The organism is Glutamicibacter creatinolyticus (assembly GCF_006094275.1).
GTDB classification, from domain to species: domain Bacteria; phylum Actinomycetota; class Actinomycetes; order Actinomycetales; family Micrococcaceae; genus Glutamicibacter; species Glutamicibacter creatinolyticus.
This window is the reverse complement of sequence record NZ_CP034412.1, coordinates 2764290-2779135: the sequence shown is the minus strand read 5'-3', so window position 1 is coordinate 2779135 and position 14846 is coordinate 2764290. Positions and strand designations below refer to the sequence as shown.

Sequence of the window (14846 nt, the reverse complement as noted above, 5' to 3'; positions counted from 1 at the left end):
TTGCTTATTCTGTACTGGCGGATAGAAGATCGACCATAATTCTGAGGTCCTCACAGACTTCATGAGGTTCCAAGTGTTGGACTACTTCTCCGGCTGTCAGTTGTAACCCTTCTAAGATCGTCTTACCGCGGATTTCCAACAAGGTTCCAGGACAATTACTTTGATAGTAATCACTCGGGATTACAAGAGCGTGCTGATTGCTCAGATACTGAACAACATCGTCCACCGGCATCTTAGCAGCGGCAGATAGAGCTCTTGGAACGATCAGGTAAGATTCCAGGTGACGGCGGCGCCATTTACGCATGTCAAATCCCTCGGTCATCTTTATGGACTTATCCCGAAGTTCGTGGTCTACCGTATTGACTTCTTCTTCGTCCCGATCTCGTAAACTGACAGCTATAAGCCCCGAAATTTCTTTTTCCAGGGACATCCATAGCATCTTTCGGTCTTTATGACTTCGTTCTGTTTTCCATGCTACCCAATCATTCGAGAGGGGTTTGTTCAGAATCTCACCTACTTTACGCAAAACCTCAATGTCCGTTGTGCCTTCGTGGAAAAACACTTTTCTCGTCCGGCGAATCTTATCTATGCGAGGAGCGTAATGTGCGCCGATACCTTCCAATAATCCGATTTTTTGATGATCTGCAGTAAGATATCGAGGAGGACCATTCTCACGAAATTCCAAAATCTGACCGGGCTCTGAATGTTTAAGTATTTCGCTGGAGTGCGTTGCTACAAATACCTGTTTTTTTGAACTTTCTGTTAAATTTTCCAGCCGATCAAGAAGTTCTTTTTGCAGTTGTGGATGAAGATGGGCATCCGGCTCATCCAAGAGTAGGACGTCCACTTCTGGGCTAGTAGCTAAAGCAAAGACACTGAGCCATTGGAGGAATCCGCTACCTTCGACCATGAGGTCGCGTTTCGTGAAATTTCTATGTGGCGTGAGTTTATGTCCGGACAAAGTCCCCTTTATCACCTGCACCTGAATGTACGAATGATACTCTTCTCGGAACTCACTGACAGATAGTTCGGCTCCAAAAACTTCGCGGAGCGTTTGCTGTAATAATTCCCATGGATCGGATTGGCGGAGGTCTTCGAGATCTTTGTCTCGGATTTTAGACCTCTTCCCGTTATTAACTGAATTGCGAAGCGCTGTCCTTTTCCTGACATTTTCTTGTTGCATCTCGAGTAATAGGTTTCTAAGTACAGCGCCCGCCAGTCCTTCGCCAATGCGACGACGTCTTAGCGCCCCACTCACTCTCTGCTCGTGCGCTGTGATTCCGGCAAAAGGTGGAAGATAAGCAATTCGAGGGATTGCATCTCCCGCTCCAAGATTTGATTTGTCGACCCTAATGAAAAGTCGATCATTCGCTAAAGAAAGGCCGAATGTAAGATGCTTTTGACCTATGCCAGTTGTCCATTCGATGCCAATTTTGAGAGTGTAGCCGTCTTCACCAGGATTTTTTTGACCGGGTTTCAGGTTCGTCCACATGTGTTTAAGTGAAGGAATATTGATTGGCGAAAACTCGTCTTCGCTAATCCCGAACCCCTGCACTCCCACCCGGTTGGGATAGAGTCCGGATCGCCCGCCGCGTTCCATAGTCGTGGAAAGCCGACAGAATTCCCAGACTGCCAACGCTTGGAGAATGGAAGATTTCCCAGAATTGTTACTCCCCGCCATCAGTGAAAGGTTGGACTTGAGATTTAGTCGGAGATCGGAATGCTGCTTGAAACGGGTCAAAGAAACCTCGTGAATCGGTTTCAAGAGCTTCGCTTTTTCCTCTACAAGGATGACTCTCTCGTCCGCTCTGCGCGTCGCATCGAAGCTCAAGTTCTCCAGCTCCCAAACCACATCATCCAGGCCGATGCCCTCCGAAGATTTCCCGTGGAGAGCCTCAGGTTGCTTTTCTGATTTGTCTCGAATTGTCGTCATGATTCCCCAACTAGCGCTTTCGAACGTGTCTGTTGACATCGTACCGGGTTGCGTCGCAGCATAGCTCGGGGTATCCGTGTTTGGGCGAAGCACTTTTAGTATCATCGAGCACCTTGCTGCAGAGCCACCACGTTTCGGTGCCACTCTTACGCGGGAAGTGGGTCACAGATGGGTAAGTCTCCCAACGATGCATTTAGCCCGGTGGTTTCATCGCGGGAGTGTCATTAAGCGTCATTAAGACGAAAAAGTGATCCGGACTTGGGAAAATAGGAGTGTCTAAGCTCTAAAATCTCAACATCAAGGATCACCTTTTCTTTAATGGTCTTGGCAGGTCTGGTTACCCGCTGGCAAGATCGATGCCAACCTGACACACCGTGACTCACACCTTTTCTGGCCAAAGGGGTATGCCCCCTTGTGCCGTGGCATCGATTTGTCCGATGTGACAGGCTGGCATCGGCCTGGCCCCTTGCCATGGCTTGATAAAAGGCTGGCCGCCTCCTGCACAAGAGGCGTGCCTCATTAAAGAACTGCCTGACAAGACTCCTTCCCAGACCGATGCCGCAACAACGGCCATCAACCGGAATGGAGGACCACCGTCATGACCATCGTGGCAGAAAAATACGACTACGTCATCGGAATCGACACCCACGCCCGCACCCACACCTATGCGATTATCGACACCAGAACTGGCGGCCGCACGGGATGCGAAGCCTTCCCGGTATCGGGGCCGGGCCATCGCCTGGATTCGACGGAACACCACCAACGAAGTCATTGCCGCCGTGGAAGGCAGTAGATCCTATGGAACGTCGATTTGCCGTGAGCTCACTGATGCCGGCATCACCGTTGCTGAAGTAAAGCCACCACGCAGGCAAGCCCGCGCAGGCGTCGGGAAGACCGACGAAATCGATGCAACCGCGGCAGCGATGAGCATCCTCGGCACCGGCATTGACCTGTTGTCACAGCCGCGTGCCGACGGGATTAGGGCAGCAATGAACCTCTTGCTGACCCGCCGTCGGCGGATCGAACAGCAGTGCACGGCCAACCGCAACGCACTGAACGCCTTGGTCCGTCAGACCGATCTTGGGCTGGACACACGTCGGGCCTTGACCGACCAGCAAATCGCGGACATTAGTTCCTGGCGAAGCCGCCGCAGCGATGGACTTGAGCAACGCATCGCCCGACAGGAGGCCACAGAATTAGCCAACGACATCCTCAGTGCTGCAGCGCGGTTGAAGAGCAACAAGACACAGTTGGCTGAGCTCAGCGAGCAGATAGCTCCTGGATTTCAGGACCAGCCCGGTTTGGGACCCGTCACCACGGGAATCATCCTGGTGTCCTATTCACACCATGGCCGATTCCGTTCGGAAGCCGCGTTCGCATCGCTGGCGGGCGCGGCTCCTCTGCAGGCCTCATCGGGGAACGTCACCCGGCATCGGCTGAACCGCCACGGTGATCGCCAGCTCAACATGGCGTTGGACGTAGTGATCAGGAACCGCATGATCCACGATCAAACGACCAAGGAGTATGCCGAACGGCGAACAGCCGAAGGATTAAGCTATCGGGAGATCAAACGTGTTCTGAAACGGTATCTCGCACGCAGCATCTTCCGATGGCTGGAGAGGAACTTTGCCTTGACATGAGACATAAAAGGATCGATGCACCATCCTACCCTGACCTACCCCGCGCCGCGCAGCGAACTCACCGGTCAGCACCTGATCTCCCACGCCGGGCTCAGCGCCCTGGGTGGCCTGCTGAACGCCGTGGATTTAAGGGCCTTGTGCGAGGACCGGTTCTCCCAGTTCGTTCCCAAAACGGCGAGTCATCGGCCGGGGAAAATCATCGCGGACCTGGCCATGATGCTCGCCGCAGGCGGTGAGCAGGCCTGCGGCGTTGACTTGTTGCGCACCAGCCCCGGCGTCTTCGGCCCCATCGCTTCGGAAGCGACCGTGTCCCGGTTCATGGGACGGATCAAACACATGCCCGAAGCCTTCACCCACGGGTATCAGAGCATGAGCAAAACCCTGCGCTCCAGGCTCTGGCCCGCTACCGGAGACCGGAACCCCGCGAAGCGCGCCACCCGTACCAACCCCCTGATCCTGGACATTGACGCCACCTTGGTGCAGGCGCATTCGGACAAACAGGGCGCTGCCGGCACCTACAAGGGCGGCTACGGGTTCGCACCAATGATCGCGACCGCCGATTACGGGCAGGGCCAGGGACCGGGGAAATCCTCGCGGTGCTGCTGCGCCCGGGCAACAAGGGAGCGAACAGCGCGAAGGATCATATCGAGGCGCTCTCCCAGGCCCTGGAGGTGCTGCCCGATGACTTCTACGATCCAGAAGGCATGTTGATTGGTGAGAAGCTGCTGGTTCGTACCGATAGTGCCGGCGCCTCCAGGGAATTCCTGAACCACCTTGATTCGTTGGGGCTCCAATTGACGCCCGAAGGCTGGCGCCTCAAAGCCAGTCTTGGCCTGCCCGGAACAGGAAAAGACCGCTGACCCACTACGAATCCCGGGGTCAGCGGCCTTCAGGCAAACGATGAAACAACTGGGCTAGTGTAATCCTGGAGGCATAGACGGTTAGTTGCGACCGCACAGTTATTCATCCGGATGGAACCGCTTTGGTGATTTTCAGCGTCATGCTTTGCACTATCGACAGTGGGCGTGTCTTCATGCCCACTTGGGTATTAGGCCGACTGCAAGCGAGCAGAGAGAACGAGTCAAAAGCTTCCAATTTGTAGATGGGGCACGACGGAAACAGAAAAGTGAGCAAGCTCTACAAGGCTGAATAGCGGGCCACGTTCTATTTTCGTGAAAGCCACTGTGCCTCTACGAGCCTAACGGTTTCATCTGATGAGGGATGGATGTTGATCTCTAGTCTCTCTGGGGGCAGTAGCTTTCTGTTTTTAGGGTTGTTGGTGGCACCGGGGTCACTGCAGCTGGTGCCTGAATCCACGACTGTCGGGGAGCCCTTGCGGTCTCGTGAGAGCTGCAGGGCCTACCGGTTCAAGAGGTCCGGCGGACGTGACGCTACTGCTGGATCAAGTCTAGTGTCTCTCGAGCACGTCCATAAATAGCGCTGACTCCAGTGCCGTTGTGGTCGCGACCAGACGCTTGCAGCAGGAATGTCTCCTGTCTGCAACACAATGGGCAACAATATACGCGATTCGGAAACCGTTCACTGTCTTCTACGAAACTAACCCGAGTGGGTCTGTGGAAAATTCAAATTAATTGAGCGAGTTGTGGACGGAGTGCACAGCTTTACACTACATGCTCAGGATAAGCCATCGTTCAGAACAAGTGACAACATTTCCGATAGATTTCTGCGTGGAAACGCCGAATCATATAAGTCGAGTCTTCCACGATTCGCTACGAGACGGGGACGATCCATGCTGCGAGTCAGTTCTGCGCTTACTACAGCAAAATGAGGACCGCCTATCTGATTTGATACTTCGTTAAACACTTCAAATCCGGAGTATCCGACGCCATTTCCAACGTTGAGAATTCTAATTTCTCCGTCTGTAGTAGTTCGCAACATCAGATCGGCGACATCGTCAACTAGAACGTAGTCCCGTTGGGAAGAGAAGTTTCCTACATATATATTCTGCGTATTATACATTTTCTTCACAAGAGAAGGAATTAGATGATCAACTGGATCGTCTCGCCCTACGAGATTAAATAGCCGCAGGATATTTGCGGTTCTTCCAGGCTGAAGACGATGCCATTCGCGAACTAGAGCTTCTGCAGCGATTTTGCTTCGACCGTAAACACTCGGACTTGAAAGAGCGTCGTCTTCTGTGTGTTCGAAGACGCTCGGTTGGTAGACGTCGGCTGAGGAAGCAAAGGTAAATGTACTGACTCCGGTCCTGGCCGAATACTCGAGCATATTTCGCGTTCCAATTACGTTAGTTTCATAAGTAAGCTGTGGATTGGCTTCACACTCAGGAATAAAATGAATTGCCGCTAAGTGAATTAGAACATCGGCACTAATATGTGAGAGTCTTGTGTGCACCTGTTGCTTATTAGAAATATCGCATTCAAAAAAAGGAAAGCTAGCATCAGGAGAAGGTTTGTTATCAACACCCACAACTTTTATGTTGCAGTCTATTAGTCGCCGTACAACTCGCGAACCTAAGAACCCAGAGGCACCCGTGACGAGGGTAGTTCCTTGAGGGGTCATTCGATTTTCCCCCAGTCAGCGAGAGGATCAATAAGTCGAGCGACGTGACCAAAGCTGGATGCTTCTTCGATGCTTTCCACGTCTTGCAGCGGACCGCGCCACGCGGCTCTGATTGCTCTTAAGCCCAAACTCGAGACCAGTTGAAACGATTCGGGTGACCCATCTCCTACATAAACAGCGCGTCGAGGTTCCGCCCCTAGACGCTGAAGCAATTCGGTGTATATGTCTCGTCGGTTTCTATGAAAACCCCCACCATCGCTGAAAGCATGGATATCAACCATTGACAGAAGATCACAATGAACGGCATCTATAAGCTTGTCAGAATCAATAATAAGGGCAATTCTGTATCCTCGGTTTCGCAGCTCTCGCAGAAATTTTCTAGCGCTCGCATCGACGGAAGAGTGAGGTTCGAAGAACCCGACGTCACTATACCGAAGATTTTCAGGAGCTTCGCTTGGGGTACTCGCGTTCTCGACAGAAGAATCCTGACTGCTATTTAGACGATCAATATGTTGTTCAATCAGATTAGGAGCTTCTTTTCTCGTTACGCTTTTATGCTTTGAAGTATCGTTTAATAAAATTTCAAGTGCGTCTAATAATATAACCTCCGTTTCAAATGGACGGGATCGATGTTTGACGATGTAGTCTACCCAATTACGTGCCCGTTCGAGTTCTCTGTCATTACTCATATTCTTTTTCGTAGGATCTGTCATCATAAAATCTCGTGATGGCTTAGTTAAGTCCTCGAGATAGCTGGAGCAGGCTCCGCCCAGATTTGATAGAATAGCTCGGTAGACCGGAGGTGCGGAATAGGCTCTTACTGAGCAACTCGACCCATTTAGGTTATTATTAAATTCGACAGTCTGCACCGTTTCAATGATGCTCGCTGCAGTTGTTCTGATGGATAATCGGCTATGTTTCAGGAACTGGTTCGCTGTGAGATTCATTCGAGTAGACTCTGATGCTGCACGGTCCCTAAGAAAATCTGAGTTTGGATCGAGCATCAAGAATTGGATTGGTATTCGGTTCTTTAGCGCATGAATTATTAGAGCGCTCAAAGGGGCGTGCATCGATTGAACAGAATAACCGATAATTGTTAAACAACTGAGATTTGAATTATTCCATAAAACGTTTAATTTTGAGTAAAGCTGGTCGGGTTCTTCGAGATCAAGGGATTCACGACGGGGTCGTTTTTTAAGTTGATCTACCACTCTAACGGTGGCAGCTGCGAATAGAAATATCCCTAGGATTGAACCAATAATGGCGAGTGATTGGATTAACGAATTCCATAGTTCCATAGCAGCATTCTCCCCGCCTTCATGTTTTTGGCTCTTAAATATACTCAAAATAAACTCACAAAGCCTCAGTTTAGATTAAAGATTCCATAAGTTTTGTGGCTCTTCGCAATTGAGGGTGTAGGGCAGCATTGCCGTTGAGCTGATTTCGGGGCGTGTCGTAGGGCAGTAAAAAGTCGAGGTCTTCACAAGAATGGAAGTTCCTACACAACCTTCTTGAAAGACCCCGACGTTGTCTCATACTACCTTTACCGCCCCGGATCTGACCACGTTCTGCCGGCTGGACGAGCTGGGCCTGACAGCCTGCGGTCAGCGGTTGTTGCCTGAACGTGCCGAGATCCTATGCAAGGTCACCGAAGCGGATCCGTGGTGCCGTAACTGCGGGCAGCCGGGAACGCCTCGTGGCACCGTGGTGCGCCGGCTGGCGCATGAGCCAGTCGGCTGGCGGCCGACCACGCTGGTGATCCGGGTGCGCCGGTACCGGTGTGCTGACTGCGGTACTGTGTGGCGTCAGGACACCAGCCAGGCTGCCGAGCCCCGGGCGAAGATTTCTCGTGGCGGGTTGGGTTGGGCGCTGACCGGGATCGTGTGTCAGCACTTGTCCATGGCACGGGTTGCTGAGGGGCTGGGCGTGTCCTGGAATACCGCTAATGACGCGGTGTTGGGTCAGGGGCAACGAGTGCTGATCAACAAGCCTGAACGGTTCAACGCAGTAAAAGTCATTGGGGTGGACGAGCACGTATGGCGCCACACCCGTGCTGGAGGCAAATACGTCACCGTGATCATTGACCTGACCCCGGTCACCGAAGGTGCTGGCCCGGCCCGGCTGCTGGACATGGTCCAAGGCCGCTCCAAGGCCGTGTTCAAGTCCTGGCTCGCGAACCGTCCCCAAGAATGGCGGGACGGGATTGAAGTGGTGGCAATGGACGGTTTCAGCGGCTTCAAAACCGCCGCGGCCGAGGAACTCCCGGACGCGGTAGAAGTGATGGATCCCTTCCATGTGGTGCGCTTGGCTTCCGAAGCATTGGATAAGTGCCGTCAACGGGTGCAGCAAGACACCTGTGGGCACCGTGGCCGCAAGGGTGATCCGCTCTATACGGCACGGCGCACGCTGTTGACCGGGGATGGTTTGCTGACTGAGAAGCAGATTGAACGCCTTGATGCCTTATTTGCTGATCAGCAGCACGAACCGGTGCAATTCACCTGGAACATCTATCAGCGCATCGTGGACGCGTACCGGCAAAAGGAGAAGAGCATCGGCAGGTGGTCGATGGAGCAGGTCATCGAGCTGATCAAAGCAAAAATTCCTACCGGGCTGCCCGAACTGGCGTCCCTGGGCCGCACCCTGAAGCGCCGGGCCGGGGATATCCTGGCTTACTTTGACCGGGCAGGCACCTCGAACGGCCCCACCGAAGCGATCAATGGGAGGTTGGAACACCTGCGCGGCAGCGCTCTGGGGTTCCGGAGCCTAGCGAATTATATTGCCCGTTCGCTCTTGGAATCTGGCGGGTTCAGACCCGTTTTACACCCTGGATTGTGAAGAGCCAGTTTTGTGTCAAGATACACGTTTGTTGACCATAGTCGAGCATGCTTAAAAGTGGGGAGATATTGATTCGCGTTCTGCAAGAAACCCCTGACATATGTGGAGTACAATTTCTGCTTTAGATTCCAACTGTCCGTTGAGCTTTCGTAATTGCGGAAAAATCTGCACTTAGTCTGAGGATCACGGTGGGTTAGGGAAGAACTCTGGACCTTACGCTCGATATAGTGTCGGGTCCATCGAGTAGCTGGTAGCGATTCGGTCGTGATCTCGAAACTGATAGGAGTACCGTGGAAATTTTCGGCGCCTTCCTTGGCCATGCTGACTCTTCCACCCATGCGGGATAGACACTGACTTGTGGAGATGCTTTTGTGAAACCACCCGGGAAAATAAGATGATGTGAGCTTCCAGACTCCCTGCCTCTTGTGCCGTGTTGATAATAATGAATGCCATTTGTGATTGACTGTTGACCGACACCGCCTCCTAAACACTTGGTGGTGGTGCGCCAATGTATGAACGTTTTTCTAGCTCGACCGGATTTGCTCCACCATTTAACTAGGAAGAACGCCGCCAGTGAAAAGCTCGACAGTAGTGTTCGTGCTCATGTTTCCATCCTGCCAACTGCGTGAATGAGACCATCAGAATCGCGCAGATCGCGCCAAAGGGGCATGATGGGGACATGCACAACACATCTGCGCATCCGTGGACCAAGAACTACCAGCCCGGGGTGCCCGCCGAGATCGAGCTGCCCACCGAATCGCTGGCCCACATGTTCGCCCGCTCCGTCGCCCAGGCCGGGGACAGCCCGGCCACCGAATTCTTCGGACGGCAGATGAGCTATGCCGAACTCGGCGAACAGGTGGAGCGCGTGGCCGAGGGGCTGCGCCGGCTCGGTGTGACCGCGGGGGAGAGGGTTGCCCTGATCCTTCCCAACTGCCCCCAGCATGTGATCGCGTTCTACGCGGTGCTGCGCCTGGGTGCCGTGGTGGTGGAGCACAATCCGCTGTACACCTCCCGCGAGCTGCGCCACCAGTTCGAGGACCACCAGGCCCGGGTGGTGATCGCCTGGGACAAGGCGGTGCCGGCCCTGCAGCAATTCCCCGAGGATGTGCAGATCGACACCATCGTCGCGGTCAATCTGCTGCAGGCGTTCCCGGCCACCAAGCGCCTGGCGCTGGGTCTGCCGGTGAAGAAGCTGCGTGAGGCCCGGGCTGGGCTGACCGCACCGGCCCCCGGGACGATGAGCTGGAAGCAGCTGGCCAAGTCTGACCGGCTGAACCCACGCCACCCGATGCCCGAGGTGGATGACCTGGCGGTTATCCAGTACACCTCCGGCACCACCGGGCACCCCAAGGGCGCCATGCTCAGCCATTACAACCTGTACTCCAATGCGCTTCAGGGAGAGGCGTGGATGCTCGGGGCGGAGGAGCGCAAGGAAGTCCTCTACGCGATCCTGCCGATGTTCCATGCCTTTGGGATGACGCTGTACCTGACGTTCGGGATTAAGAAGCAGGGCCTGTTGGTGCTCTTCCCCAAGTTCGAGCCGAAGCTGGTGCTTGATGCCTGGAAGAAGTCCCCGGCCACCGTGTACTGCGCGGTGCCGCCGATCTATGAGCGCACCGCCATGGGGGCGCTGGAGCGCGGCATCTCATTGCGATCGGCCAAATACTGCATTTCCGGGGCGATGAACCTGCCCGATCACGTGGTCGAGCTGTGGGAGTCGGTCTCCGGCGGACTGTTGGTGGAGGGCTACGGGATGACCGAATCCTCGCCGGTGGCGCTGGGCAATCCCTTCCACCCTTCACGGCGCACCGGGACCATTGGGATCCCCTTCCCTTCCACGGACATGAAGGTGGTCAGTCTCCAGGAGCCGCACGAAGCGGTGGAACCCGGGCAGCCCGGCGAGCTGCTGATCAAGGGGCCGCAGGTGTTCTCCGGCTACTGGAACAACCCGGAGGAGACGGCCAAGGTGCTTACCGCCGAGGGCTGGCTGCACACCGGGGACGTGGTGACGGTGGACGACGACGGATTTGCCACGATCGTGGACCGCGCCAAGGAACTGATCATCACCGGCGGTTTCAATGTCTCGCCCACCGAGGTGGAGGCGGCGCTGCGTCAGCATGCGGATGTGGCTGATGCGGCCGCGTTCGGTGAGCCGCTGGCCCGCGGCGGAGAGATGGTGGTCGCCGCGGTGGAGCTGAACGAGGGTGCGCAGCTGGATGAGCAGGCGCTGCGGGAGCACTGCCGCGGACTGTTGGCCGCCTACAAGGTGCCCCGGAAGATCCGGCAGGTGGAGGAGCTGCCGCGCTCCATGCTCGGAAAGATCCTGCGCAAGCAGGTGCGCGAGCAGCTGGGCGGCACCGACTAGCGCTTACTTGGCCGGGGCCCGCGGGGTGACCGCGGGCCCCTCTTTGCATGTTCAAACAGGTAAAACCTATGAATTAGGACGTAAAAAACAGTTTTACGGATGTGATCTATTCCATTCAGTATGGAAGCAATACGCTTCCCGACTGAAAGGACAGGGCCCGTGGCCTCCAACCTCGCACCCCACGTCGTCACCCTGGGCACCGCCGGCGGCCCCCGCTGGTGGACCGGGGCCAACGCCGGCAAACGCGCCGGAATTTCCACCGCCGTGGTGGTCGGCGACGCCGTCTACCTGGTCGATGCCGGTTCCGGGGTGGGCAATCAGCTGATGAAGGCCGGGTTCACCCCCGGGGACCTGCGCGGGATCTTCCTGACCCACCTGCATTCGGATCACACCATCGATCTGGCCTCGCTGGCGATCTTTGGGCTGTTCACCATCCCCGGCGGCAAGCGGCCTATCCAGATCCTGGGCCCCGGGGACCGCGGCGCGCTGCCGCCGGTTTCGCCGCGCGCCCAGGTGGCACCGCAGCCGCTCTACCCGCACAACCCGACTCCGGGCACCGCCGACATGTTCAGCCACCTGATGCAGGCCTACGCCACCGACCTGAACGACCGCGTTATTGATGCGCTGCGCCCCTCCCCGCTGGAGTACTTCCAGGCCAGCGACATCCAGATCCCTGCCCACAGCGGGTACCACCCGAACCAGAACCCAACCCCGGCGGGACTGGAACCGTTTGAGATCTACCGCGATGAACTGGTCACCGTCACCGCCACCCTGGTCCAGCACCCGCCCATCGCCCCGGCGTTCGCCTTCCGCTTTGACACCGAAGAGGGCTCGGTGACGATTTCCGGGGACACCGCCCCCTGCCAGAACCTGGTCACCCTGGCCCGGGACACGGACCTGCTGCTGCATGAGGCCATCGACTTCGAGTGGGTGCAGCGCGCCTACGGTTCGCTGGGCACCGAGGAGGCGGAGGCCTCCATGGACCACCACCGCCGCTCGCACACCTCCGCCGCCCAGGCGATCGCCCTGGCCGAACAGGCCGGGGCCCGCACCCTGGCGTTGCACCACCTGGTGCCCGGCACCACCCCGCTGGAAACCTGGCTCTCCCACGCCCGGGACTTCTCCGGCAGCTTCCTGGTCCCCGATGACCTGCAGATCATTTCCTTCGCCCGCGCCCTGGCATAAAAGGCAGTCTCATGAGCAACCTCACCGACCAGCAGCAGGACCGCGAACTGCCGGTCCCGTCGCTGAACTCCCCGCAGATGCGCCGCATCCTGGCCTCCAGCTTCATCGGCAGCGCCATCGAGTTCTATGACTTCATCCTCTATGCCACCGCCGCGTCCCTGGTGTTCAACAAGGTCTTCTTCGTGAACCTGACCCCCGGGGTGGCGTTGTTCGCCTCCTTCGCCACGCTGGCCGTGGGCTACCTGGCTCGGCCGCTGGGCGGCATCGTCTTTGGCCACTTTGGCGACAAGGTGGGACGCAAGGGCGTGCTGATCACCTCCATGGTGATGATGGGCGGGGCCTCGACCATCATCGGGCTGCTGCCGCCCACCGCCCAGGTGGGCATGGTCGCCCCGATTGCGCTGATCCTGCTGCGCATCCTCCAGGGCCTGGCCGTGGGCGGTGAATGGGGTGGGGCAATGCTCATGGCCCTGGAACACGCGCCGAAGGAACGGCGCGGCTTCGCCGCCAGCTTCGCGAACATGGGCGGGCCGGCCGGTGCGGTGTTGGCGACCCTGGCGGTCTCCGCGGTGTCGCTGCTGCCCAATGACGTGTTCCTCTCCTGGGGTTGGCGCATCCCGTTCATCCTCTCGGTGCTGCTGGTGGGCATCGGGCTGGTCATCCGGCTGAAGGTGGCCGAATCCCCGCTGTTCCTGGCTTTGGAGGACAAGGCGGAGGAAAAGAAGACCCCGATCATGCAGGTGCTCACCCAGTACCCGAAGTCGGTGCTGCGCGGCACCCTGGTGGGGATGAGCTCCTACACCGTGCAGGGGCTGATGACCGTCTGGGCGATCTCCTACGTGGTGGAGGACATGGGGATGGACCGCACCGCGGTGCTGAACATCAAGGCCGTCGGCGCCACGCTGACCGTGGTCGGCATCTGGTTCGCGGCCCGCTATTCGGACAAGCTGGGACGCCGCCCGGTGATGCTGGTGGGCATTGCCGCCGGGGCGCTGGCGGCGCTGCCGATCATGTGGCTGCTGCAGCTCGGTGCGCTGTGGGCATTCGCCATCGCCCTGTTTGTGGCCAACGGGCTGATCCAGGCGTTCATCTTTGGCCCGTTCGGGGCGTTCACCGCCGAACTGTTCCCCACCCGGATCCGCTACACGGGTGCTTCCCTGGTCTACCAGCTTTCCTCCACGGTCGGCGCCGGGTTCACCCCGATGATCGTGGCCGCCCTGGTGCTGCTTGGCGGCGGATCGCTGTGGCTGGTGGGCATCGTGTGGGCCGCGACGTTCGTGATCGCCGCGCTGGCGATGCGCAACGTCAAGGAAGGCAAGGACGCGGACCTGATGGCCGAACAGATGTAGGAGCACGCACGGCCGAACGCGACTGCACCGGGGGCGCTCGGGAGCTTTTCCTAGGAAGAGCCCCGGGCGTCCCCGGCGTCGCGTTTGGCGCCCACTTGTTCACAGAAGTCCAGGAAGGCACGCAGCCGCAGGCTGGGGCGTTCGGAGGCGGTGTAGGCGACGCAGATGTCGCTGACCCCCACCGGGCCTTCGATCTCCAGCACCGCCAGCGGCAGCCCGTCATAGCTGACGTTCACAGGCGGGCGCTGCACCAGCACCGTGTAGCCCAGACCGCGGGCCACCATGCCGCGCACCGCCTCGAAGCTCTGCGAACTCCAGCGCACCTTCGGATCCAGGCCGGACATGCGCAGGTTCACCAGCTGGTTATCACGCACCGTGGGCAGGTCCAGGCCCACGAAATCCTCCTCGGCCAGTTCGCTGAGCCGCACCGAGGAGCGGGCGGCCAACCGGTGGTTGGCGGCGACCAGAACATAGGGCCGACCGGACATCACGGTGCGGTGGTGCACCTGGGGCAGCAGGTGGCGGGTGTGGGTGAGCACCACATCCAGGTGCCCCTTGAGCATCTGCTGCTGCAGCTCCGCCCCGTCACCCTCCACCAGGGTGACGCTCAGGCCCGGGTTCGGCTTGGTGAACTTTTCACAGATCACCGGGATCCAGAAGGCCGCCAGCGAGGAGTAGCAGCCGATGACCAGCGGGCCGGCCAGGGTGGTTTGGCGTTCAATGATCTGCCCCTGCACCTCCTCGGCGTGGCGCATCAGTTCGCGGGCATCATGCAGGAACACGGTGCCCACCGCCGTCAGCTCCACCCCGCGGGCGCGGCGGCGTACCAGCAGCTGGGCGCCGACCGCGCGTTCCAGATCATCCATCGCCTGGGACATGGCCGCCTGGGAGATGTGGCTGGCGGTTGCGGCCGCGGAAATGGAACCGGCCTCGGCCACCGCCAGGAAGTAGTGCAGCTGGCGCAGGGTGTAGTTGATCACCTGGCCAGTTTAGCC

At 57.5% G+C, this 14846-nt stretch carries 8 protein-coding genes and 2 pseudogenes; 6 read left to right on the top strand and 4 right to left on the bottom strand.

The features are described 5' to 3' along the window. Positions 1 to 4: 4 nt before the first annotated feature. Positions 5 to 1933 carry an AAA family ATPase gene (locus GcLGCM259_RS12790; RefSeq protein WP_175419426.1) on the bottom strand — a complete coding sequence of 643 codons (1929 nt, stop codon included), beginning with the start codon at positions 1931 to 1933 and terminating at the stop codon, positions 5 to 7. A 598-nt stretch (positions 1934 to 2531) separates the two neighbouring features. Here GcLGCM259_RS12790 and GcLGCM259_RS12785 point away from each other — a divergent pair. Together GcLGCM259_RS12785 and GcLGCM259_RS12780 are read left to right on the top strand one after the other, a co-directional pair. Then, positions 2532 to 3573 (top strand): annotated as a pseudogene (locus GcLGCM259_RS12785) (transposase). Between the two features lie 15 nt (positions 3574 to 3588). After that, a pseudogene (locus tag GcLGCM259_RS12780) lies at positions 3589 to 4373 on the top strand (transposase); the annotation flags it as partial. Between the two features lie 835 nt (positions 4374 to 5208). On the opposite strand, the gene GcLGCM259_RS12770 reads toward GcLGCM259_RS12780, so the two are convergent. Together GcLGCM259_RS12770 and GcLGCM259_RS12765 are read right to left on the bottom strand one after the other, a co-directional pair. Further along, the gene (locus GcLGCM259_RS12770) at positions 5209 to 6114 is read right to left on the bottom strand and encodes an NAD-dependent epimerase/dehydratase family protein (protein ID WP_138926836.1); all 906 of its coding nucleotides are present in this window, start codon (positions 6112 to 6114) and stop codon (positions 5209 to 5211) included. After that, positions 6111 to 7412, bottom strand: coding sequence for an HAD family hydrolase (locus GcLGCM259_RS12765; protein WP_138926835.1), 1302 nt, complete (start codon positions 7410 to 7412; stop codon positions 6111 to 6113). The genes GcLGCM259_RS12770 and GcLGCM259_RS12765 overlap by 4 nt, the downstream gene beginning before the upstream one ends. Positions 7413 to 7641: 229 nt before the next feature. Here GcLGCM259_RS12765 and GcLGCM259_RS12760 point away from each other — a divergent pair, with 229 nt between their 5' ends. The 4 genes from GcLGCM259_RS12760 to GcLGCM259_RS12745 all read left to right on the top strand — a co-directional run bounded on the left by GcLGCM259_RS12760 (position 7642) and on the right by GcLGCM259_RS12745 (position 13851). Beyond that, complete coding sequence (locus GcLGCM259_RS12760) at positions 7642 to 8949, top strand: ISL3 family transposase (RefSeq protein WP_138926834.1); 1308 nt, start codon at positions 7642 to 7644, stop codon at positions 8947 to 8949. Positions 8950 to 9628: 679 nt separating this feature from the next. Continuing rightward, positions 9629 to 11317 (top strand): long-chain-fatty-acid--CoA ligase, encoded by a 1689-nt coding sequence (locus GcLGCM259_RS12755; RefSeq protein WP_138926833.1) that lies wholly within the window; start codon positions 9629 to 9631, stop codon positions 11315 to 11317. Positions 11318 to 11476: 159 nt separating this feature from the next. Then, positions 11477 to 12502, top strand: coding sequence for an MBL fold metallo-hydrolase (locus tag GcLGCM259_RS12750; protein WP_246049592.1), 1026 nt, complete (start codon positions 11477 to 11479; stop codon positions 12500 to 12502). 11 nt (positions 12503 to 12513) lie between these two features. Continuing rightward, the gene (locus GcLGCM259_RS12745; RefSeq protein ID WP_138926831.1) at positions 12514 to 13851 is read left to right on the top strand and encodes an MFS transporter; all 1338 of its coding nucleotides are present in this window, start codon (positions 12514 to 12516) and stop codon (positions 13849 to 13851) included. Between the two features lie 50 nt (positions 13852 to 13901). Here GcLGCM259_RS12745 and GcLGCM259_RS12740 read toward each other — a convergent pair whose 3' ends face one another. Next, positions 13902 to 14831, bottom strand: coding sequence for a LysR substrate-binding domain-containing protein (locus GcLGCM259_RS12740; protein ID WP_138926830.1), 930 nt, complete (start codon positions 14829 to 14831; stop codon positions 13902 to 13904). Positions 14832 to 14846 lie beyond the last annotated feature (15 nt).

What these genes read in the sequence shown, in the direction of transcription:
- GcLGCM259_RS12765 (WP_138926835.1), bottom strand. Translation starts at nt 7,412, where the DNA reads ATGGAACTATGGAATTCGTTAATCCAATCACTCGCCATTATTGGTTCA.
- GcLGCM259_RS12755 (WP_138926833.1), top strand. Translation starts at nt 9,629, where the DNA reads ATGCACAACACATCTGCGCATCCGTGGACCAAGAACTACCAGCCCGGG.
- GcLGCM259_RS12745 (WP_138926831.1), top strand. Translation starts at nt 12,514, where the DNA reads ATGAGCAACCTCACCGACCAGCAGCAGGACCGCGAACTGCCGGTCCCG.
- GcLGCM259_RS12790 (WP_175419426.1), bottom strand. Translation starts at nt 1,933, where the DNA reads ATGACGACAATTCGAGACAAATCAGAAAAGCAACCTGAGGCTCTCCAC.
- GcLGCM259_RS12770 (WP_138926836.1), bottom strand. Translation starts at nt 6,114, where the DNA reads ATGACCCCTCAAGGAACTACCCTCGTCACGGGTGCCTCTGGGTTCTTA.